Genomic DNA, 20,130 nt, shown 5'->3' with positions numbered 1-20,130 from the left:
GTTTTCTACGGCACGACGGCCGTCGACAACGAAGACGCCAGGATCACCGAGGAGCCGGTCTGAGACGATAGAGATGTCTGCGCAAGCGCCGCCCCGGAGCGCCTCGGCAGTTTGGATGCACCGTGGAAGCGGGCTCGTACGCACTGTGCGCAGCCGCCCCTCAAGAAGCTCACCAAGTTCATGGGCGAGCCGGCGCCCTGCATCGGTGATGGGGATTGCGTAGCCCGCCTCGCCTGGCGGTAGTTCATTTCGAACGGAATGCCGCAGCAGTACGACCACCGCCCGGTCCCGAGCTGCACGTGCCAAGTGAGTTCTCACTGAGGGAGGAATCACCCATTGAATGTTGCTCATGAGGCCACTCCTACGAGAATGGTAGGAAGTGCAGCGAGGGGGCGGATGGCCTGGAGCGTGAAACCGGCCGCGTTGAGCAACCGCTCATATTCATCTACGGACCGCTCTCGCCCTCCCGTGGTCATCAGCAAGTGTAGGTCGCAGAGCGAGCCAGCGACGCCATCTGGTGGGAGCACCATCTCGATGACGAAAACGCGTCCTCCCGTGGGAAGCGCGTCGCGTGTATGTGAGAGTATCCGGCGCGCAGAGTCATCTTCCCAGTCGTGCAGCACCCGCGACAGGAGCACTGCGTCCGCTTTCACTCCCCATGGTTGGAAGAGGTCGGCTGCGCGCCACGCCACTCGGGGGAGAGGTGGATGGCCACGCTTTCCTTGAGCAACGACTTCCGGCCGGTCGATGACGGTGACCAGGACGGACGGGTATGCCTCGGTCAAAAGTCGCCCAAGGGTTCCCAGGCCACCACCGGCGTCGATGATTCGCTCGTCACCGCGTAGGCCCAGCGCGCCTGGCACCTGGTGATAGTCGTTAAGGGCATAGCTTTGGAGCATTCGATGATGCCCCTCTCGACGGGATGTATCCCGCGCGACATCGCCGAACACATCGGGTGCGCTCCAGTTCGAGCTGGAGCGCAATGCATCAGGAAGCTCTTGCCACATGCGGGAAAATGGCCCTGCATATTCGAGAGCCGCGTCAGCCAGCGTAGTTGGATGGCTGACGCGAAGGAACATGCCCCGTGGAGTGAGCTTCCACAGGGAGTTTTGGGAGGTGACGAGGTGCAACTCGCCAAGGGCGCGAAGGAGCCTCCGCGCGCTACCTGGGCGGAGCCCGCACTGCTCTTCGATTGCCGCTTCGGTTGCTGGCAGCGCCTCGATGAGGCCCAAATGCACCGCTGCCGCGATGGTTTGCGTGCGCCAGAACCCGACCATGTCTGCGGATAGTGCGGCGAACTCCGAGCGTCTTGGAGGACGTGGTTCGACGATGGTTGTGCCAGACTCATTGATGACTTCAATTGCACCATCAAAACGCTCGACACGCGCTTGCCCATTGTAGAAGGGCTCGACGGCTGCAAAGCGTCTGGTGTAGGCCGGCATCCCGTTGGTATCGATATGGGTCCACCCTTCGCTGTCGCGGGCTCTCGCGTAGCCTTTGTGGAACACGTCGAGATCAAAGTACCAGCGACCGTGCAGTACACCTCCATCAAGGCCGATGTGCGTGGAGCGGCCATCCCCAGCCTGCACGACGGCGGAACCGTCTCGATAGTCACCCGCGTAGCACCAGCGCTCAAGATAGCTCGGGCAACCGTCGGACGTGATGTGCAGGTAGTTGCTGTTGGAATCACGAACGACGCAACGGCCGCCTTGAAAGTTGCCGCACCATGCGTATCGTTTCGCGTACGCCTGCCGCCCTTCGGGCGTGATGTGGTGGGCTCCGTCCGCGCCAACGACCGCAGCCAGGCATTCGTAGAATCCAAAGGTCTGCGTGAACCGCTGCGCATACGCTGCTGCGCCGTCCGGAGTGATATGCCACGCTTGGTTGCCATGGCTTACGGGAGCGAGTCCTGGTGCGTGGAACTTCAGCACATGGTCGTATCGCTGGCTGTAGGCGGGGGCCCCGCTCGGCGTGATGTGATGGGTGGCGTCCGGCGCTACTCCCAAGTGTGTCCAGTTCATATCGCACCATCCGTGGGCCTACGCATGTTGCAGCTGAGGCAGAGGCGCCGGTTGCGATACGTCGAAGTCAGTTCCCGGTATGCGTCACCGTTCCAGATCTGCATGAATCCCTGCTCTTGTATGCTGCCGAACTCGCCCAGTGCCCGGCGCTGGGCATCCGGAGCGCAGCATGGGTCGAAGCGGCCGACCGCGCTAACCCAGGCCTCCTGACCTAGGAACGGGCACGGCCCTCCCGGGGCAAGGTCCTCGGTGGCGGTTGAGTCGAGCAGGAAGATGTTCTCGAGCAGGATGTACTTCCCATTGGGGAGTGTCTTTTCTGCTGCAGCCTCGCGCGCCATGAGCACGGCTGCGTTCCAACGAGCAATCGATTCAGGACTGCGCCGCAGTTGCTCGCCCTGAATCTCTTTGAAGTGCGCCCAGAGATGGTGCCCCTTGACGCGGTCAACACCGAGTTTAACGGCGAGGCGAACCATTTCAGCGAGCTCGGAAACGTTTGACTCAAGGAAGGTCAGTTGGAACGTGACGCGGCACCGGTTACCGCCAGTGGCCGCATGTGCATCTCGCACCGCGATGAATTCGCGCACATTGTCGACGACGTTTTCCCAGCGGCTACCCAACATGATGGCCTCGTGGGTCGCCTTGGTCGCGCCGTTCCACGAGATTTTGACGTCCGACGTCACGGGTACGATTCGCTTGGCCCACTCGCGGGCACCGAGTCGGGGGAATGTCCCATTGGTCGTGAGGTTCAGCTTGACATCGTACTTGCGACAGAGGCCGAGGACTTCATCGAAGTGCTGATAGAGGAGGGGTTCGCCCATGGTGGATGGAATGATCTCTCGCAGGCCATGGGGGGCCGCGTCGGCGACGACGCGCTCAATCATCTCGAAAGACATCAGGCGGTGCGGTCGGCCTTCTGCCCTCCTCTGGCGTTGGAGTGAGCTGTATGGTGAGTGCTCTTCGCACATCACGCAGCGGAGATTGCAGGTATCCGGGTTGGTGTCGAAGGTGATTCGCCAGGGGCCGCTGTGCCTTGAAACGTGTGCCGAAGCATGGCGGCGTAGAACCTGCTCGTAGAGTTGCTCGATGGCGCGAACATGGTCTCTCACGTCAGGGACGTCGCCGGTCTCGCTCAGCAGGTATCCACGGGCGCCGAGGCGAGCGCTGAGCGCTGGCTCTCGCAGGAGCCGCTGCATCTGCTCGGCAAGAGAGTCAATGGAGCGGTGCTCGTAGAGGAGCCCGTTGATTCCATGCTGTACATACTCCGCCATCCCTCCCGCCCTGGCGGTGATGACAGGGAGTCTCGCTTGCTGTGCTTCATGGATGACGAGCGGCGAGTTTTCGACCCAGATCGACGGAACGACGATGGCGTCACAACGGTCGAAGACGTCGCGGACGATATCCTGGTTCTTGTATTCGGTGAGCCACTCGATGCGCTTGGCGACGTGGTCCGGGAGCGAGGTCGAGATCGCCTTGAGTGCCTCTGTATCTTGTCCACGGTGACGACCCCAAATCCGTAGCCGTGCGTCGCCAGCGATTTTTCCGAAGGCGTGGAGGAGATCGTGAATGCCCTTTGCTGGGACATGCGTTCCAATGTAGCCGAACGTGAACGGCTCGCCGGGGACTCGGCGGCGGCCGCTCATCCGTTCGCGCGCGAAGCCATAGTCGAGGTAGACGAGCTTGCTTTCGGGTAGCCCGAACGCGTCGCGAAAGCGGTCATGGAGGTATCGCGCAGGGGCGATGAAGAGATCGACGAGTTCGCACATCGCCCGGACGTGACGCATACGCAGGGCGACCCATTGTGTCCAATAAGCTATGTCGGCTTCGCGATCCTCGGGCGCTCCACTGAAGTAGCGTGCATAGCAGCGCTCGGCGCACTTGCGGTCTTCCTGCCCATCACATGCCGCCCACAGAACGCCTGGGTCCTGTGGAAACATCTGCATGAACTGGCCACGGGGACACATCAACCAATAGTCATGGAGGGTAAATACGATAGGGACCTCACGTAGCGCTGCCTCTCGCAGAATCGAGGTCGAGAGATGGTTGAGATGGCCGACATGAATGAGGTCCGGCCGCAGATGGTCGAGAAGTTCAGCGAATCGTTGATCGATGCCGGTGGCGCGGTATCGGTCCTTGAGACGCGGGTTGTTGACGATGTGTAGCGTGACGCGAGGATCCTCCTCGTCATGTGCAGCACGAAGGCGGAAGTCGGGTGCGAAGGAATCCTCCTCGCGGGTGAATACGTGGACGTCATGGCGTTCCGCGAGCCCGTGGCACAGCGTCTGGCTGTAGACCTCGGAGCCAGCGTTGTAGCGCATGGGGTAGCCGTGGATGACTTTTAGGATTTTCATTGTCAGGCCCTCGTGGCTGTGTTGACTCTCCCTAATTCGGAGATGCGAATCCATGGGTCATGTGGCACTCACTGCTCATTTGTTGATTGGTGTCTGATTTGTTCAGCCGTGGCAGTCCGGGAGGCAGGATGGCAGTTCTCAGGGAGAGGCCAGGAACTCGCACGAGGTTGGGAAGGGAAGCGGCAGCGAGGTTCGTGTGTGGCGTTCGGGGGGTGCTTCGTGATATGCCGTTTGGGAATGAGAATCGAAGAGTTCAGACGTGTCCTCGACAAGCGAGCCGCGTCTCGCGGGCTGGAAGTGGACTACGGCCCTCCTGCATCACCCGAGGCACTTCGCGCGCTCGCGGAAAGGCTCGGCGGGCCGCTTCCATGGCAGGTCGAGCTCTTCTGGGCGGCCCACGACGGGCTCGTCATCCGGGAGCCGGCGCTGCGCGTCCTGCCTGCCGACCAATGGGCTCAGGCTCACGGCTTCATGCACTTCGCCACCTTGGATGGCCAGCATCGGCTGGGCTTCGACACCCGGAGCCGGAATGACGCGGACCAGTGGGACATCGTCAATGTCGATACCGGGTTCCGCGTAACCCTGACGATGGCCAGCTTCTGGTCCAACAAGGTGCTGGCATGGGTCGACTCGCGTCGGCCCGTCTGGCGCCGTGAGGTGTACCGCCCGAGTTGACGCTGGCGCGTCCCCGGAGCCAGTCTTCCCGCTGATGCTCAAGCTCCAGTGGCTCCAGGTCCACCAGTTCCGCTCCGTGAAGCCCGGGACGCGGTTGCTCTTCAGCCCGTCCCTCAACGTGCTGCTCGGGGAGAACGGCACCGGAAAGTCCATGTTGCTGGACCTCGCCGCCGCCGTCGTCAGCTCGGACTTCACGCCGCTGCGGCACGAGGCCTTCGACCTCGAATACGAGCTGGCCGCCGACACGGGCCGCATCACCGTGCACGTGCGCAACGTGCCCTCGGGCGCGGAGGGCGCCGGCGACCTGTCCATGGACATCACCGTGGCCCCGCGCGACATGGCGTGGCCCCTGGTCATCCACCGCGAGGGCCAGCAGGTCCGCGTCTCCCGCGAGGACGACGCCTCCGACGTCGTGCATGAGCGCATCGCGCCCGAGGTGGGGGGCCGGCTCTGGCTCGTCCTCATGTCCGGCGGCATCGCCTGGGTGGAGAAGACGGGCGAAGGCACCGCCGCCGTCGAGCCGCTCCTCGCCATGGCCCGTGAGTTCTCCGCCCAGGCGGAGCTCCGCCGCTTCGACGAGGGGCTCGCCCACTTCGACCAGCTCTGGCAGGCCGAGCTGCGGCTCTCCCGCCGCGCGGAGGGCGTGCTCGCCACCGGCTCGGGCGTGGCCTCGGAGGACCTGCTCGACGGGCTGCGCAAGGTCGCCGCCGCGCAGTGGGGCGCTTCCCGCTATGTGCTGCCCTCGCCGAGCGTCCCCTTCCTCCACGACGCGGCCCGGCTGCTCGGCTTCTCCTCCGCCGAGGCGCTCCTGTCCCCCCTGGAGGCGCAGCCCCAGGGCAAGTACGAGACGCTGACGCTGGGCCACCTGGACCTCTGCTTCGTCACCGCCTCCGGGCAGCGGCTCTCCGCGCGCCAGCTCGGCTATGGCCAGAAGCGCCTGGTGGCCTTCCTCCACTACCTGGCCCACGCCCGCGCCGTCGTCATCGCCGACGAGGTGGCTCACGCCTTCCACCCCCGGCAGGTGCGCGCCCTCCTCGAGCAGCTCGGCAGCCGGCAGGCCCTGCTCACCAGTCAGAGCCCGGAGCTGCTCGACAGCCTCACCTTCGACTCGCCCGAGCAGGTGCGCTCCACCTTCGTGCGCTGCCGCCGCGAGGACGACACGGGGCGCCTCGTCTGGGAGAACCTGTCCCCCGACGCCGCCAGCGACTTCTTCACCGCCTGGCGCGCCGAGCCCCAGCGCGTGGGCGAGCTGCTCCAGGCGAAGGGCCTCTGGTAGCCCCAGGGGCCGCAGGACGTCATCCGGCCAACGGCTCCGTGCCATGGCGCGTCACGCTTCGCGCGGCTCGCCTATCCTCGCCCGCCGGGGAGGGTGCCACGCATGCCGATGCTGACCGTCAATGGAACGGAGCTGTACTACGAGGACTCGGGGGGCACGGGCGTGCCCATCGTCTTCAGCCATGGCCTGCTGTGGAGCTGCCGCCTCTTCGACCCGCAGGTGGAGGCGCTGAGCGGGCGCTACCGCTGCATCGCCTATGACCATCGAGGCCAGGGGCAGAGCGCCGTGCCCCCGGTGCGCTCCATCGACATGGAGACGGTGTACCTGGACGCCGTGGCCCTCATCGAGCAGCTGGGCGTGGGCCCCTGCCACTTCGTGGGCCTGTCCATGGGCGGCTTCGTCGGCATGCGCATCGCCGCGCGGCGGCCGGACCTGCTGCGCTCCCTGGTCCTCCTGGAGACGTCCGCGGACCCCGAGCCCCTGCACAACGTGCCGCGCTACACGCTGCTCAACGTCATCGCCCGCCTCGCGGGCTTGCGCCCGGTGGTGGACCCGGTCATGCGCATCATGTTCGGCCGCGGCTTCATGACGGACCCCAACCGCGGCGAGGAGCGCAGCCGCTGGCGCGCCCGCTTGATGGAGAACCGCCGCGACATCTGGCGCGCCGTCAACGGCGTCATCGAGCGGCGCGGCGTGGCCCACGAGGTGCCGCACATCCGCGTCCCCACCCTCATCGTCGTGGGCGCCGAGGACACGGCCACCGTCCCCGCGAAGGCGGAGCGGCTGCATCGCCTCATCCCCAACTCCCGGCTCGTGAAGCTGCCGCGCGGCGGGCACTCGTCCACCGTGGAGGAGCCGGCGCTCGTCAATGCCACCCTGGGGACGTTCCTGGATGCGCAGACGCCGCCCCGGGCCTCGAAGGCGGGGTGACGGCTTGAAGCCGCAAGGTTTGGAATCCTAGGCTTCCCTGCATGACTGACCTGATGCACAAGCTGAGGCGGAGTGCCCTGGTGGGCGTCGTGCTGGGCCTGTCCGCGTGTGGTGGCGTGGAGGCGCCGGATTCCGAGCCCGGCACGGAGGCGCTGGTGTCCTCCGAGTCCGCGCTCACGTGCACGACCTGCGGGAGCACGCGCTACAGCGACTACCAGACGGGCTGGGGCTTCACGTGCACGGAGGCCTACAACGTCGCGCGGTCGACCCTGATGCTGAACATGGCCAATGACTGTCCGCTGGGCACCTGCAACGTGACGTGGACGCGTGGCGCCTGCAGCCCCGTGGGGCCCTACCGGGATGACGGCTTCGATGGAACCTTCAGCGTGACGTACCACTGCTGTCAGTAGCCCGCGCCGCTGGCGAGAAGAGCTGCGCGAGGAAGCGGTGGGGGAACGGCTCCACGAGCCCGAGCGGGTACTGCTCGGGTTCCGTGGGACGGTGGTAGGTGCCGAAGAGCCAGTCCGTCCAGGGCGCGAGGTTGCCGAAGTTGTGCCGCGTGTGCCGCTCGCGCGCGTGGTGCCAGTGGTGCAGCTCGGGTGCGCCGAAGAGGAAGCCCAGGGGCCCCAGTGGCAGCCGCACGTTGGAGTGGATGAAGATGGCCCACATCCCCCGGAAGGCGATGAGCATCGCCAGCGTCGGGAGTGGGAAGCCCATCAGCAGCGCGGGCAGGTTCACCACGAGCTGCGTGAGCAAGCCATCAACCGGGTGCTCGCGGTGCGCGGCGAGCCAGTCGAGGTGCTCGACGGAGTGGTGGACGGCGTGGAAGCGCCAGAGGAAGTCCACCTGGTGTGACAGGCGGTGGAAGCCGTAGACGAGCACGTCGCCCAGCACCACCGTCTCGAGCGCCTGGAGCCACCAGGGCTGGCGCGCCACCGCGGCCTGGAAGCTGGCGAGCATCTCCACGTGGCAGAGCGACTTCACGCCGTTGAGGACGAGCAGCGCCAGCGGCGCGAGGACGAGGTACTGCGCGACGAAGTAGGCGAGGTCCGTGCGGAAGCCCGGGCGCAGCAGCGGCTGTCCGGGGCGCGCGGCCCAGGCCTTCTCCAGCGGCCAGAAGATGAGCGCGAGCGCCACGAAGGAGAGCGCCGCGCCGCCGAGGAGGCCCAGCGCCATCATGGCGCGGCGGGCGTGACGGCGGGGGCCGCGTCACCCGCATCCGGCGCCTGCGTGATGCCTGAGTCTGGTACCGAGGCATCCACCGCTGCCTGCGCGATGCCTGCGTCCGACGCAAAGTCGGCCAGCGAGCGGGTGCCGGTGGGCCACCCCGCAACCGCATGCGGGGACGCGCCGAAGAGCGTGCGCACCTTGGTACCTCCGAAGAAGGTCCCCGTCATCGTCACCATCACGATGCCGAGCGCGACCACCGCGAGAACCACCGTCAGCACCCGAATGGCCATGCTGCTCTTGGATTGCATGGGATGAACCGCTCCCATGGGGTCAGCACACGGCTTCGAGGCCGTGTGGCGGCGGGCAGCGGTGCCCCGTTTTATACCACGGGACGGGGCGCCGCTCCAGGCGCCTGGCCCGCCTCCTGCTTATCGGGCCGCGCCGAGCTGCGCCTCCAGCTGACGCCGGACCTCGGGCGGAAGCGACTCCAGGCCCTGGAGCGCCCCGGCGCCCAGGCCTCCCGCCTGCGCCGACCGGGTGAAGAGCCCCACGCCCCGGGACAGGAAGTCCAGCGTAGGGCCCTCCGCGACGGCGTACGTCAGCGCGTCCAGCGAGGTCCGTGCATATCGTTCCTTCTGGGCGGTCGAATCGGACGGCGCCTCCTTGCCCAGCCGCAGGGTCTGTGCGGGCGCACCGTCCAGGCTCAGCTCCACGAGCGCGGTGGGCGACGCCAGGCCCGCGGCCTTGTCCGGGACGGACGGCTCGATGACGCGCGTGGCCTCGATGCCCCGGAGCCGCATGAGCATCGAGTCCACCATCGCGGCGTCGAACCGGACGCCGTCCGGGAGCTTCTTCGGCTCCACGAGCGTCCAGCCCTGTGCCTCCCTCGCCACGACCACCGGGCTGTCGCGCCCGGCCTGGACCTTGATGCGCGTGACCTTCTCCGGCTCGAATCGCATCAGGCGCCGCTCCCGGAAGTCCGCCAGGCGCTTGCGCAGCGCCGCCGCGGCCACTCCGGAGACACGGTACACCTGCGCGTCGCCTTCGATGCGGACCGCGACCGGGTCCTGCTGCTCCGGCTTGGAGGGCCGCTCCAGCTTCACCACCACCGACTTGCCGTCCTTGAGCCGCGCCTCCACGGTGTCGTGGCCCGCGGCCAGCGCCTTCTCCGCTTCCGCGGCGGCGTCTCCTTCGAGGAAGTCCTGCGCCTGGAGGCTGGCCACGCTCCGCGCGAGCCGCTCGGCCTCCTGCGCGCCGAACAGGAACCCCTCGGGCGCCTGTGTCCCCTCCGCGAGCTTCCAGCCCTCGGTGCTTCCTCCGCCCTTCAGCGTCAGCGGGGCCGCGTCGCCGATGCGCACCGTCAGCTCGGTGATGTCGGACGCCTCCGCCCGCACCAGCCGGCGCTCACGCCAGTCCTCGACGCGCTTGCGCCACGCTCCGCCCAGCCAGGCGGGGTGCGCGAAGACGAGGGAGCCCGACGCCTCCCGCACATAGGTGCCGCCGTTGCGCGCGCCGTCCTTGCCCAGCACCAGCTCGAGCGGGGCGCCGCCCTCCTGGTGGAGGCGCACCTTCAGGCCCTTGGCGTCGTCCAGCTCGTACTCCGCCAGCCGCTCGGCCCGGTCCGTGACGAAGTCCGCGCCCGACAGCCGGGCCAGCGACTCCAGCGCGCTCTGCACCCGCGCCGCGTTCGCCGCGTACCGCGTCTCCGGCCGGCTCGGGTCCGCCACCGTCCAGGCGTCGCCCTCCTTGAGGAGCGTGGCGTTGTGTGTCCCGGTCAGCTCCACGCGGGTGACGCGCGCCACGTCCAGGCCCGACGGTGCCAGCTTGCGCACGCCGACACTGACCTGCCGCTCGCGGGTGGCGAGCACGAGCACCAGCAGCACGGCGAACGCCCCTACGGCGATGAGCGTTGCTTTCTTCATGGCTCTCCTTCAGCTCCGCATCAGACGGTGACGGTGGCCCGGCTTGCCTCGCGCCGCCGCCAGCGCACGAGCCCGAAGAGGGCCAGCGCGGCGGGGATGCCAAAGGCATTGCCGAACTTGACGACGTTGCGCGTGCTGGCGCTCAGCTCCTGCTCCAGCGGCGCCTCCGCCATGCCCCGGGTGCGCATGGCCAGCAGCGCGGGGTCCAGGAGCAGCCAGTCCGCCACGTTCAGCAGCAGCGCCTGGTTCGGCCGGCTCAGGAAGTCATCCCAGAGCGCGGACGAGCCACCCGCCACGATGATGCGCGATTCGCCCTGGCTCTCCGCCAGCAGCGGCGTCCCGCTCGCGGTGCTGGACTGCGCCTCGGCCGCGAAGTGGCTCTTCAGCTTGCCGCTCACCTGCACCATCAGCGGGTGCGGCCCGTCGGGCGTGACGGTCTCCGAGCGCCAGTCGCGCCGCGGGTCGATGTTGTAGGGCCGCGCCTCCAGCCAGCTCTTGCGCGACGAGCGCGCCAGCACCGTCGCCTGCGCCCCTTCCGGCGCGGTGGCGGTGACGGTGGTGCTGAAGGGCAGGCTCACCTCCACCAGCCCCTGGGACACCGGGCTGTCGCCCTCCAGCCGCTCCAGCAGCGGGATGAACGGGTACGGCACCGGCATGGACACCAGCATGAAGCCCCGGCGCTCCTGGACGTTGAGCTGCGCCGAGTCGACATCCGCCACCAGCCGGTCCCCCACCTGGATGCCGTAGGTGGCCAGCAGGGGCCCCAGGCCGTGCGAGGCCTCGGACGGCTCGAACGTCTTGAGGTCCACGTGCACCGCGTCCAGGAAGAAGGCCGCGCTCTTGCCCGACATGAGGAACTGGTCGATGGCCTTCACCTCGGCCTCCGGCAGCGCCGTCTTCGGACCGATGACGAGCAGCGCGTCCACGTCCGCGTCCACGCGCTCCGTGCCCGCCAGGTTCACCGGGCGGACCTCGTACATCTGCCCGAGCAGCGCCTGCAGGCGCGTCAGCTTCTCGTGCAGCGCCGGCTCGCCGTGGCCCTGCACCACGCCGAGCACCGGCGTCTTCGGGCGCGTCAGCTTGCGCACCAGCGTGGTCAGGTCGTACTCCAGCGACTGCGTGTCCTGGACGACGGGGATGACCTCGCGCTTCTCCTGATGCTTGATGACGATGCCCATGTAGGCGCGCTTCGTCTGCATCTGGTCGTCCTCGATGACGCGAATCTCCACCGGCTGGATGCCCACCTCGGCCAGCTCGCGCTCCACCGACGTGGGCTCCCGGAAGACGCGGCCGAAGATGTCCCGCTTCGTCTCGCGCTTCGTCTCCTGGTCCTCGGCCGTCTCCTGGGTCATCGGGTCCAGGAACTCGAAGGCGAGCCGGCCCTTGGAGGCGGCCCGGAACTCCTCGAGCAGGTCCCGCACGTAGCGTGCGTTGCTCGAGTACGGCGCCGGCAGCTCGTCGGTGAAGTACGCCGTGACGGTGACGGGGTCTTCCAGCTTCTCCAGCGTGTCCCGCGACGCCTGCGACAGCGTGTAGACCTGGTCACGGGTGGCGTCGAAGCGGGCGAAGGCGCGCAGCCCCAGTACGTTGAGCAGCACCAGGCAGCCCACGCACGCCACCAGGAGGATGTTCGCGTTGGTGGAACCGGGTTTCATCGTCGACCTCACTGACGGACGTTGCCCAGGGTGCGCGTGGTCAGCACCAGCCCCACGGCCGTGAGCGACAGGTAGAAGAGGACATCCCGCGTGTCGAGCACGCCCCGTGCGATGTTCGCGAAGTGGTAGTCCACGGAGAGGTACTGGAGCAGCGCCCCCAGCGACTCCGGCAGCACCACCGCGAACTTGTCGATGAAGTAGAAGGCGAAGCAGAGCAGCAGCCCGATGATGAAGCCCACAATCTGGTTGCGGCTGAGCGCGCTGGCCCACAGCCCCAGCGACAGGAAGCAGGAGGCCATCAGCAGCAGGCCCAGGTAGCCCATCACCACCGGGCCCCAGTCGAAGCGCGCGCCCTCGGCGGTGAACGCCGCCACCGTGAGCGGGTAGGGCAGCGTCCACAGCAGCCCCACCGCCACCATGCCCAGCGCCGCCAGGAACTTGCCGGCCACCACCTCCCAGTCGCGCAGCGGCATGCTGAGCAGCAGCTCCAGCGTGCCGCTCTTGCGCTCCTCGGCCAGCAGCCGCATCGTCACCGCCGGCGCGAAGACGACGAACAGCACCGGGGCGATGCTGAAGAACGCCCGCAGCGACGCCTGCCCGGCCACGAAGAGGGTGCTGAAGTACAGCCAGCCCGCCACGACCAGGAAGACGCCGATGACGATGTATGCGACGGGCGAGTTGAAGAAGCTCCTGAACTCACGCCTGGCGACCGCCAGTGTCGTTCCCATGCCTCACCTCTGAATGTGCAAAGCCCGCGCGCCGGCTCAGGCGGCCAGCTGCGGTGACGGGGACTCCCGCGCCGGCTCGCCACCGGTGAGCTTGCGGAAGGTCTCTTCCAGGCTGACGTGCTGCCGCTTCAGCTCCAGCAAGCAGAGGTCGTTGCGCACCACGCGCTCGAAGAGCTCGCGGCGGATGTCCTCGGTGCCGTAGCGCAGCCGGAAGCCCAGCGTCCCGCTCCCCTCCGGCTCCGCCGCCTCCACGCCCAGCACGCCGGGCACCTGCTCCAGCACCGGGCGCACGGCGTCCGGCTGCAGCGCGGCGCCGGTGCGCGACGCGAGGATGACCGTCACCGTGCCGCCCTCGCCCTTGCCCAGCCGCTCGGGTGCGTCGTCCGCCACCAGCCGTCCGTCGCTGATGATGAGCACCCGGCCGCAGGTGCTCTGCACCTCGCTCAGGATGTGCGTGCTGAGGATGACGGTCTTCTCGCGGCCCAGCTCCTTGATGAGGCCGCGGATCTCCACGATTTGATTGGGGTCCAGGCCCGTCGTCGGCTCGTCCAGGATGAGGAGGTCCGGGTCATGGAGGATGGCCTGCGCCAGGCCCACGCGCTGCCGGTAGCCCTTGGACAGCTGGTGGATGTCCTTGCCCAGGACATTGCCCAGGCCGCACCGCTCCACGGCCTGGCGAATCTGCGCCGCGCGGCGCGCCTTGGGGATGCCCCGCACCTCGGCGATGAAGTCCAGGAACTCACGGACCATCATCTCCTCGTAGAGGGGATTGTTCTCCGGCAGGTAGCCAATCGACCGGCGGGAGGCCACGGGGTCCACGCTGACGTCGATGCCGTTGACGCTCGCGGTACCGGAGGTGGGCGTCACGAAGCCCGCGAGAATCTTCATCGTCGTGGACTTGCCCGCACCATTGGGGCCGAGGAAGCCCACCACCTGCCCCCGAGGGACCTCGAAGCTGACACCGCGCAGGGCCTGCGTGGCTCCGTACTGCTTGGTCAGCGCTTCAATTCGGATCATTAGTTGAGACACGCACTCACCCATGAAACGAACGCCTGCGGTTGCCGCCAGCACTTAAGACAGCAAACGCGGCTGTCAATCGCGGGAGGCGCGGAGTTATTTCAATCGGTGGCGTGCTCGGAGGGTTCAGCGAGACTGAATTTCAGAATTTCTGAACCGGGCGCTGTGCCGCGTGCCGTCGGCATCTCAGTACACGTAGGGTGTCCGCTTCGCCCAGCTCGTCTTCCCGTAGTGCTTGTGGAGGTAGCGGAAGGCCTCCCGGGCCTCCGGGGTGCGCTGGCCACAGCCGCGTTTGCTGGCGCGGACCGCGCGGAACAGGGCGACGGGCGAGCGCGGGTCGTCCGGGTGCGCCTTGGCCCAGGCGAGCGCGATACGGGCGAAGTACGGCACCGAGTCACCCGCCTCGGTGAGGGCCTTCCACTCCCGAGCAGCGTCTTCGGCGTCGGGCGCGGGCTCGAAGCTCGCGGGAGGCAGCGTCGCTTTCTTCGACGGTCCGCACCACCCGTTGCGCGTATAGGACATGTCCACGGTGAGGTTGAGCTCCGGGCTGGTGTCCTCCAGGCGGTCGTGCAGGGGCGCGAGCCGCGCGGAGACCGCGGGCAGGCCCATGAGGAGCAGCTGCGCTTCGAACTGACGCTCCTCCGCGGTCGGCTTTTCGATGAGTGCCAGCAGCTCGGCCTTCGCCGTGGGGTTCGTCTCCGCGAGGCGCTTCGCCACGCTCTGGAGTGTCGCGTCGTCACCCACGATGGCCGCGCGCGCGAAGGCGGCCCACAGCACCTGCCGGAGAGGCGTGGCGGGCTTGCCATCAATCTCCGCCAGCCTGGCCAGGCGCTTCGCCGTCAGCCGGGGCTCCAGCACGGCCACGGTCTGGGGGCTGAAGACGCGTGGCCGGGCGTCCCCGGGGACGTCGTAGGGCCCCCCATAGCTGTCGTCCGAGGTGTAGTCCGCGATGACGCTGAAAGACTCCTGGATGGCCTCGTCGAGGGTGCGAGCCAGCGAGAACCGCTCATCGCGCAGGAGATTCTGCGAGGTGGGGCTGTGCCGGACCGCCTCGGCGGGCACCGCCGCGAGCCGCGCGCGCGCCGCATCCGGGTCCCCCCGCGAGTGCAGGAGCCGCGCGGCGTAATAGGCGAGCGTCACGCCGGCGGGGGCCTCGGGAGGAACCTTCGCCGAGGCGGCGAGCAGCGCTGGCAGGCCAGGGAACTCCGGGCTCGCCAGCATCAGGGCGGCGACCAGCCACGGCACGTGCGCGGTCTTCTTCCAGCGGGCGACGGCCTGCTCGTACTGCGCTCGCTGGGCATCCGTCGGCGCTCTGTCCGCCGGGGGGACATGGTCCAACGCCTCGAGCCAGGCATTGAGCGCTTCGGCGGGGGCCGGGAGCCCCTCACAGGGCTTCGCGGGAAGCATGTCCAGGTCGCCGAGCTCCGCGGCGAGCGCCGAGCCTGTCCCCGGTTCGAGCACGCGCGAGAGCAGCTCGCAGCGCCAGGCCTCGGGCCGCAGCCGGTAGCGCACGATGCTGCGCAAGCCACGAGCGGGAGCATGGACGTCCTTGAGCTCGGGCGACGCCAGCACGCCGTCGAGCACGCGGTCCGCCTCGGCCAGCCGTGCGAGGAAGGCGGCATCCGTCTTCGGCTCGTAGCGAGTGCTGCCCTCTCGCTCCATCAGCGCCTGCCGGACATGCGTTCTGGCCACGAGGTACGCGGCGAGGACCCGATACGGCGACGCCTTCGAGGCGGCGATGTCCTGGAAGGCCGCCAGCGCCCCGGGATAGTCATCGCAATAGAAGCGTGAGGCCGCGTCTTGATAGGCGCGCTCGGCCCGGCGGCGGGCCTGCTGCTGGGGGCTCACGCCTTCGTCGAGCCGTGGGTCGGCCTCCGGCAGGATGGCGCACGGACCGAAGACGGCGTCCTGGTTGTTCACCCACTCCTCCACCAGCGCGGGATGTTGCCGCCACTCTCGCGCGAGCGCCTCCGCCGTCTTCGAGGCGCGCAGGAACGCGTCCCCGTGGATGCGGGTGCGCTGCGCGAAGTCCACCTCGCTCGTCACCTGGGGCTCGGCCTCGGGAAGCTGGGGCGCGACGCGCTTGCGTGTCGCCAGCCACTGCTGGAGCGCGGGCGTCGCGGTGCCGGGGTACGGCGCGCGGTGCGTGTTCTCCCACCGCGTCAGCAGGTGCCGTTGCTCCTCGGGCGTGGTGGGAATGCCCATCATCGTCCGGTACGCGTAGACGCGGTACATGGTCCGGTACGAAGGGAGCACCACCCCCAGGCGCCCGGCCGCGAAGGCGTTGATGGGAAAGTCCGGGCGCGCCTCGTTGAGCAGCACGGCCTCGGAGTATCCCGGGCCACATGCCCGCGCCTCGGTGGGGTGGAGCAGGAGCGCGAGCCCACTGGTGACCGCGACGAGCAGCTTCTTCATGGATGGAGCTCCGCCACCGCGCGCGTGAACGCCTCGGGCGTCCAGGGGCGGGGGTTGAAGAGATAGAGGGTGGAGACGCCGGGCGGCACGGCCTGCCACTCATCGAGCGCGAGGCCCACGCTGCCCCGGCAGGGCGCAGGCAGCCCGCGCGCGAAGCGGGCCCGCCAGGTGGACGCCTCCGGGCCCATGCGGAAGAGCTGGGGCACCACCTCGTCCACCGGCGCGCGCGTCAGCCAGCTCCCCGGCGTGCACCAGGAGGCCAGGCCGGTGATGGACAGCGTCATCGACGAAGGCAGGCGCTGGCGGAGCGCCTGGAGCAGCGCGACGTAGGCGTCGTATTCGGACGCGCGAGCGTCGAAGTCCAGCTGGAGCCCTGTCACGCCCGGGCGGCTGGCGAGGGTGGCCAGCCGCTCCGCCAGGGCCCGCAGGCGCTCGGGCGGGTAGTGCGCGAGCGAGGCCCTGGGCTGGGCCTCCAGGCGCACCGTGGCCTGGAGCGCGGTGCCGGGAGGAACCCGGAGCGGCTGCCGCCGGGGCTGCTCGAGCACCTCCGTCTCCGTGAGCGCGAGCGTGGCGAGCAGGAAGGCGACGTGGGTCGGGCGTCCCGTGTCCGCGAGGAAGCGCAGGTCCTCCGGCCGCTCCCAGGCCCAGAGCACGACGCGCGGCGGCGCGGGCGGAGAGGTGGGCTGGCAGGCCGCGCACAGGAGCGCGGCGAGCGCGGCCCGCAGGCCGCGCCGTGTCCATGCCGCCGCATGATTCGATGGGATGTGCCGGGGCATTCGTGGTCGTCGGGCCGCGCTCGCGCGGTGGACCGGACGGATTGCAACCCGCGTTCCGCTCGCGCGGCGCCTCAGCCCTGGGCCGCGCGTGGGTTCTGGGCGCGGCGACGGAGCCAGTTGCGGAGGAAGGCCTTCACCTCGGGCTGCTGCGACTCGCGGAAGGTGTCCGGCGGGCCATACTCCACGATGCGGCCCTCGTGCATGAGGGCCAGGTGGTCCGCCATGCCGAAGGCGGAGGCCACGTCCGGCGTAATCACGAGCGAGGTGGCGCCGAGCTGCTGCTTGCCGGTGGTGATGATTTCGTTCACCGCCGCGGTGGTGAGCGGGTCCAGGCCGGCGGTGGGGTCGTCGTAGAGGAGAATCTTCGGCTGGAGGATGGTGGCGCGCGCGAAGCCCACGCGCTTCTGCATGCCGCCGGACAGCTCGCCCGGGAAGCGCTGCGTCGCGTGCGACAGGCCCACGCGCTCCAGCGTCTTGTTCACCGTCTCGGTGATTTCTGCCTCGCGCATGCGGGTGCGCTCGCGCAGGGGGAAGGCCACGTTGTCGAAGACGGTGAGCGAGTCGAAGAGGGCGTTGGCCTGGAAGAGGATGCCCTGCTTGCGGCGCATCTGGTCGAGCGCGGCCTCGTCCATCCGCGCGATGTCCTCGCCCTCCACGTGCACCGAGCCCCGGTCCGGCTGGAGCAGGCCCATGATGTGCTTCATCAGCACCGTCTTGCCCGACCCGGACACGCCCATCAGCACGCAGGTGGTGCCCTCCGGCACCTCCAGGCTCACACCGCGCAGCGCCTGCTGGTCGCCGAAGGACTTGTGGAGGTCCCGCACTTCGATGGCCAGCTTGCGGGACGGAGAGGGGCTCGAGGCGCTCATGGCCGCGCGAACATAGTGCGCGGCCGGCGCCTTCCGCCTCCAAGAAGCGCCCCGCCCGGCGCCAGGGGGACGGGCCGCCCGGCCGCCCGGCGCTCCTCCCGGTGTGGAGTGGCTGTCAGTGGGGAGGCGGCCCCTCGCCTCGGGGCTTGCCCTGGGAGCGGAGGGCGCGATGCTTCGGCCCATGTGGGTGCAACGGCGTGACACGCGGGGCGTCCAGGGCGCCCGGGAGGCCTAGGGCTTGGCGACGGTGTCCCTGGAGGACGTGCGTAAGGTGTACCGGGGCGGCGTGGCCGCGGTGAAGGGCGTGAGCCTGGACATCGCGGACGGCGAGTTCGTCTCGCTGGTGGGCCCGTCGGGCTGCGGCAAGTCCACGACGCTGAACCTCATCGCCGGGCTGGAGGCGCTGTCGGGTGGGACGCTGCGCATCGATGGCGTGGTGGTGAACGACCTGTCACCGCGTGAGCGCGACATCGCCATGGTGTTCCAGAGCTACGCGCTCTATCCGCACCTGGACGTGGCGCGGAACCTGGCCTTCCCGCTGAAGGTGGCGGGCCTGCCGCGGGCGGACATCGACGCGCGCGTGCGCGAGGTGGCCGCCCTGCTGGGCCTGGAGGCGCTGCTGTCTCGCAAGCCGAAGGAGCTGTCGGGCGGCCAGCGGCAGCGCGTGGCGCTGGGCCGGGCGCTGGTGCGGCGCCCCAAGGTGTTCCTCTTCGACGAGCCGCTGTCCAACCTGGACGCGGCGCTGCGCACGCAGATGCGCGGTGAAATCAAGAAGCTGCATGAGCAGCTCAAGGCCACCTTCGTCTACGTCACGCACGACCAGGCCGAGGCGATGACGCTGTCGGACCGTGTGGTGGTGATGAATCAGGGGGAGGTGCAGCAGGTGGCCCCGCCGCGCGAGCTGTACGACGCGCCGGCGAACCTGTTCGTGGCGGGCTTCTTCGGCGCGCCGCGCATCAACCTGGTGAAGCCCCGGACGCTGGGCCAGCCGGACGCGGACGTGGTGTTGGGGCTGCGTCCCGAGCACCTGGAGGTGGGGCAGGGCGCGCCGCCACCGGGCGCCCTGGAGGGGCGCGTGTACCTGGTGGAGCCCATGGGCGCAGAGAGCTGGGTGACGGTGGACGTCGCCGGTGAGCGGCTGGTGGCGCGCGCCGCCGGGGACTTCCGCGTGCCCACGGGGACGCCCGTGTGGCTGCGCTACGACGCGTCGAAGCTGCGGCGCTTCGACGTGAAGTCGGGGCGGCTCACCAGCCCTGCCTGAACTTCTCCTTGGGGAACGCCGCCGTGGCGAGCTCCATCAGCAGGTCCGGGTCCTTCAGGTAACCGACCTGCTCGTCGGGGACGGAGTTTCCCTTCGCGTCGAGGTAGGCGAACTTGATGCAGCCGAGGCAGATGACGACGTCCATCCACGTGTCACCGCGCCAGTAGCGCAGGGCGATGTCCGGGTTGAAGCCGCACTTCCGCAGTGGATAGGGATTGGGCTCCTGGGGCGGAATGAAGGAGGCCGCGAGCCTCCGGCGCTGCACCCACGTCAGCTCGGGGCCCTCCCGGGGAAGCACGTAGTGCTCGCCGCTGTGCGGCAGGTCTTCCTCCAGGACGTCGGTGGGCCACGAGGACCTGTCACCGCCCCAGCTCCGAGGGTAGTCCGCGAGGAATATCTGCACCCGGTCCGGGCGACGGAAGAAGGCCTCGTAGGGAGACTCGGGCGCGGAGGCGCTCGCCGAGCATGACAGGGCGGCTGGAACAGCCAGGAGGACGGCGAGGAGCGGGACGCGCATCTGACAAGTCTAGCGCGTCTTGCATGGACTGAGAGGCATTGGCTCCTGGCCCCTCGCGTCATGCGTAGACCTGGTCGCCCTCGAGCGTCATGTCGAGCCGCCGGGTGAGCTGTTCCAGCCTCGCGTACCGCTCACGCAGCAGGTCGTGATAGGCGGGTGAGTCCGTCTGGGCCAGCTCTTCCAGTAGCGTGCTCTGCGCGGTGTCCAGCGCCTGCTTCAGCTCGCGCGCCTCCACGGCGGACAGTTCCAACAGCATGGTGCACCTCCCTGCGCGGAACGTTAGGCACGCGCATCTTCGTGGGGACACGACGCCTGCCCGGAACAGGCCAGGGCTGGCGGCCTGGCGCCGCGTGGCTGTCCCGCGAGCCGCGAGGCCTTCAGGTGCGCTTCGGGAATGGCTGCCTCAACGAGCGCTCAGGGTGTCCTGCATTGGCCGCGTGCCTCCACGCTCCTGGCGCCCCCGGGGGAGGCCGCCATCCCGGGCGCTCCGCCGCATGCACCGCGACGGGGGCGTCGCTCCCGGGCCCCGGCTCGCTCTGGGGGCAGGCCG

General features: G+C 68.8%; 18 protein-coding genes and 1 pseudogene. 5 read left to right on the top strand and 14 right to left on the bottom strand.

Annotation, left to right across the window (positions count from 1 at the left end; translation table 11 throughout):
- Positions 1-81 precede the first annotated feature (81 nt).
- The 3 genes and pseudogenes from VZL07_RS13065 to VZL07_RS13055 all read right to left on the bottom strand — a co-directional run.
- Positions 82-351, bottom strand: a pseudogene (locus tag VZL07_RS13065) (histidine phosphatase family protein); the annotation flags it as partial.
- Positions 348-2,021 carry a methyltransferase gene (locus tag VZL07_RS13060; protein WP_426755845.1) on the bottom strand — a complete coding sequence of 558 codons (1,674 nt, stop codon included), beginning with the start codon at positions 2,019-2,021 and terminating at the stop codon, positions 348-350. The gene VZL07_RS13060 and the pseudogene VZL07_RS13065, both read right to left, overlap by 4 nt.
- Positions 2,018-4,369 (bottom strand): glycosyltransferase, encoded by a 2,352-nt coding sequence (locus tag VZL07_RS13055; protein ID WP_426755844.1) that lies wholly within the window; start codon positions 4,367-4,369, stop codon positions 2,018-2,020. The genes VZL07_RS13060 and VZL07_RS13055 overlap by 4 nt, the downstream gene beginning before the upstream one ends.
- Positions 4,370-4,606: 237 nt before the next feature.
- On the opposite strand from VZL07_RS13055, the gene VZL07_RS13050 reads away from it, so the two are divergent.
- The 4 genes from VZL07_RS13050 (at position 4,607) to VZL07_RS13035 (ending at position 7,660) form a co-directional block, all read left to right on the top strand.
- Entirely contained in the window at positions 4,607-5,044 is a 438-nt protein-coding gene (locus VZL07_RS13050; RefSeq protein ID WP_426755843.1) for a hypothetical protein, read from the top strand.
- Positions 5,045-5,078: 34 nt separating this feature from the next.
- A complete protein-coding gene (locus VZL07_RS13045; protein WP_426755842.1) occupies positions 5,079-6,320 on the top strand; it encodes an AAA family ATPase in 1,242 nt (413 codons plus the stop codon).
- Between the two features lie 102 nt (positions 6,321-6,422).
- Positions 6,423-7,250, top strand: a complete 828-nt coding sequence (locus tag VZL07_RS13040) for an alpha/beta fold hydrolase (RefSeq protein WP_426755841.1) — start codon at positions 6,423-6,425, stop codon at positions 7,248-7,250.
- A gap of 41 nt (positions 7,251-7,291) precedes the next feature.
- Entirely contained in the window at positions 7,292-7,660 is a 369-nt protein-coding gene (locus VZL07_RS13035; protein WP_426755840.1) for a hypothetical protein, read from the top strand.
- Here the strand turns inward: VZL07_RS13035 and VZL07_RS13030 are convergent.
- The 9 genes from VZL07_RS13030 to VZL07_RS12990 form a co-directional block, all read right to left on the bottom strand.
- Positions 7,632-8,429 carry a sterol desaturase family protein gene (locus VZL07_RS13030; protein ID WP_426755839.1) on the bottom strand — a complete coding sequence of 266 codons (798 nt, stop codon included), beginning with the start codon at positions 8,427-8,429 and terminating at the stop codon, positions 7,632-7,634. The two genes, VZL07_RS13035 and VZL07_RS13030, sit on opposite strands and share 29 nt — an antisense overlap.
- Positions 8,426-8,728: a hypothetical protein gene (locus VZL07_RS13025; protein ID WP_426755838.1), complete on the bottom strand. Its 303-nt coding sequence runs from the start codon at positions 8,726-8,728 to the stop codon at positions 8,426-8,428. The genes VZL07_RS13030 and VZL07_RS13025 overlap by 4 nt, the downstream gene beginning before the upstream one ends.
- A 120-nt stretch (positions 8,729-8,848) precedes the next feature.
- Positions 8,849-10,342, bottom strand: a complete 1,494-nt coding sequence (locus tag VZL07_RS13020) for a DUF4340 domain-containing protein (protein WP_426755837.1) — start codon at positions 10,340-10,342, stop codon at positions 8,849-8,851.
- A 20-nt stretch (positions 10,343-10,362) separates the two neighbouring features.
- Entirely contained in the window at positions 10,363-11,997 is a 1,635-nt protein-coding gene (locus tag VZL07_RS13015; protein WP_426755836.1) for a GldG family protein, read from the bottom strand.
- A gap of 8 nt (positions 11,998-12,005) precedes the next feature.
- Positions 12,006-12,725, bottom strand: coding sequence for an ABC transporter permease subunit (locus tag VZL07_RS13010; RefSeq protein ID WP_426755835.1), 720 nt, complete (start codon positions 12,723-12,725; stop codon positions 12,006-12,008).
- Positions 12,726-12,761: 36 nt separating this feature from the next.
- Positions 12,762-13,742, bottom strand: coding sequence for an ATP-binding cassette domain-containing protein (locus VZL07_RS13005; protein ID WP_426755834.1), 981 nt, complete (start codon positions 13,740-13,742; stop codon positions 12,762-12,764).
- A 186-nt stretch (positions 13,743-13,928) separates the two neighbouring features.
- Entirely contained in the window at positions 13,929-16,157 is a 2,229-nt protein-coding gene (locus VZL07_RS13000; protein WP_426755833.1) for a hypothetical protein, read from the bottom strand.
- Positions 16,154-16,933, bottom strand: coding sequence for a DUF3142 domain-containing protein (locus VZL07_RS12995; RefSeq protein ID WP_426755832.1), 780 nt, complete (start codon positions 16,931-16,933; stop codon positions 16,154-16,156). The genes VZL07_RS13000 and VZL07_RS12995 overlap by 4 nt, the downstream gene beginning before the upstream one ends.
- Positions 16,934-17,004: 71 nt before the next feature.
- Positions 17,005-17,802: an ABC transporter ATP-binding protein gene (locus VZL07_RS12990; protein WP_426755831.1), complete on the bottom strand. Its 798-nt coding sequence runs from the start codon at positions 17,800-17,802 to the stop codon at positions 17,005-17,007.
- 238 nt (positions 17,803-18,040) lie between these two features.
- Between VZL07_RS12990 and VZL07_RS12985 the strand changes: the two genes are divergently transcribed.
- Complete coding sequence (locus VZL07_RS12985) at positions 18,041-19,063, top strand: ABC transporter ATP-binding protein (protein WP_426755830.1); 1,023 nt, start codon at positions 18,041-18,043, stop codon at positions 19,061-19,063.
- Here VZL07_RS12985 and VZL07_RS12980 read toward each other — a convergent pair.
- Both VZL07_RS12980 and VZL07_RS12975 read right to left on the bottom strand, forming a co-directional pair.
- Positions 19,047-19,580, bottom strand: a complete 534-nt coding sequence (locus VZL07_RS12980; protein ID WP_426755829.1) for a hypothetical protein — start codon at positions 19,578-19,580, stop codon at positions 19,047-19,049. The genes VZL07_RS12985 and VZL07_RS12980 overlap by 17 nt on opposite strands.
- Before the next feature lie 58 nt (positions 19,581-19,638).
- A complete protein-coding gene (locus tag VZL07_RS12975) occupies positions 19,639-19,836 on the bottom strand; it encodes a hypothetical protein (RefSeq protein WP_426755828.1) in 198 nt (65 codons plus the stop codon).
- Positions 19,837-20,130: the final 294 nt, after the last annotated feature.

The organism is Pseudomyxococcus flavus (assembly GCF_050038885.1).
GTDB classification, from domain to species: Bacteria; Myxococcota; Myxococcia; order Myxococcales; family Myxococcaceae; genus Myxococcus; species Myxococcus flavus.
This window is presented reverse-complemented; position numbering and strand designations above follow the sequence as displayed.

Coding starts and splice junctions, on each gene's coding strand:
- VZL07_RS13025 (WP_426755838.1), bottom strand. CDS start 8,728: ATGCAATCCAAGAGCAGCATGGCCATTCGGGTGCTGACGGTGGTTCTC.
- VZL07_RS13055 (WP_426755844.1), bottom strand. CDS start 4,369: ATGAAAATCCTAAAAGTCATCCACGGCTACCCCATGCGCTACAACGCT.
- VZL07_RS12990 (WP_426755831.1), bottom strand. CDS start 17,802: ATGAGCGCCTCGAGCCCCTCTCCGTCCCGCAAGCTGGCCATCGAAGTG.
- VZL07_RS13015 (WP_426755836.1), bottom strand. CDS start 11,997: ATGAAACCCGGTTCCACCAACGCGAACATCCTCCTGGTGGCGTGCGTG.
- VZL07_RS13060 (WP_426755845.1), bottom strand. CDS start 2,021: ATGAACTGGACACACTTGGGAGTAGCGCCGGACGCCACCCATCACATC.
- VZL07_RS13045 (WP_426755842.1), top strand. CDS start 5,079: ATGCTCAAGCTCCAGTGGCTCCAGGTCCACCAGTTCCGCTCCGTGAAG.
- VZL07_RS13040 (WP_426755841.1), top strand. CDS start 6,423: ATGCCGATGCTGACCGTCAATGGAACGGAGCTGTACTACGAGGACTCG.
- VZL07_RS12980 (WP_426755829.1), bottom strand. CDS start 19,580: ATGCGCGTCCCGCTCCTCGCCGTCCTCCTGGCTGTTCCAGCCGCCCTG.
- VZL07_RS13020 (WP_426755837.1), bottom strand. CDS start 10,342: ATGAAGAAAGCAACGCTCATCGCCGTAGGGGCGTTCGCCGTGCTGCTG.
- VZL07_RS12975 (WP_426755828.1), bottom strand. CDS start 19,836: ATGCTGTTGGAACTGTCCGCCGTGGAGGCGCGCGAGCTGAAGCAGGCG.
- VZL07_RS13010 (WP_426755835.1), bottom strand. CDS start 12,725: ATGGGAACGACACTGGCGGTCGCCAGGCGTGAGTTCAGGAGCTTCTTC.
- VZL07_RS13030 (WP_426755839.1), bottom strand. CDS start 8,429: ATGATGGCGCTGGGCCTCCTCGGCGGCGCGGCGCTCTCCTTCGTGGCG.
- VZL07_RS13005 (WP_426755834.1), bottom strand. CDS start 13,742: ATGATCCGAATTGAAGCGCTGACCAAGCAGTACGGAGCCACGCAGGCC.
- VZL07_RS13000 (WP_426755833.1), bottom strand. CDS start 16,157: ATGAAGAAGCTGCTCGTCGCGGTCACCAGTGGGCTCGCGCTCCTGCTC.
- VZL07_RS12995 (WP_426755832.1), bottom strand. CDS start 16,933: ATGCCCCGGCACATCCCATCGAATCATGCGGCGGCATGGACACGGCGC.
- VZL07_RS13035 (WP_426755840.1), top strand. CDS start 7,292: ATGACTGACCTGATGCACAAGCTGAGGCGGAGTGCCCTGGTGGGCGTC.
- VZL07_RS13050 (WP_426755843.1), top strand. CDS start 4,607: ATGAGAATCGAAGAGTTCAGACGTGTCCTCGACAAGCGAGCCGCGTCT.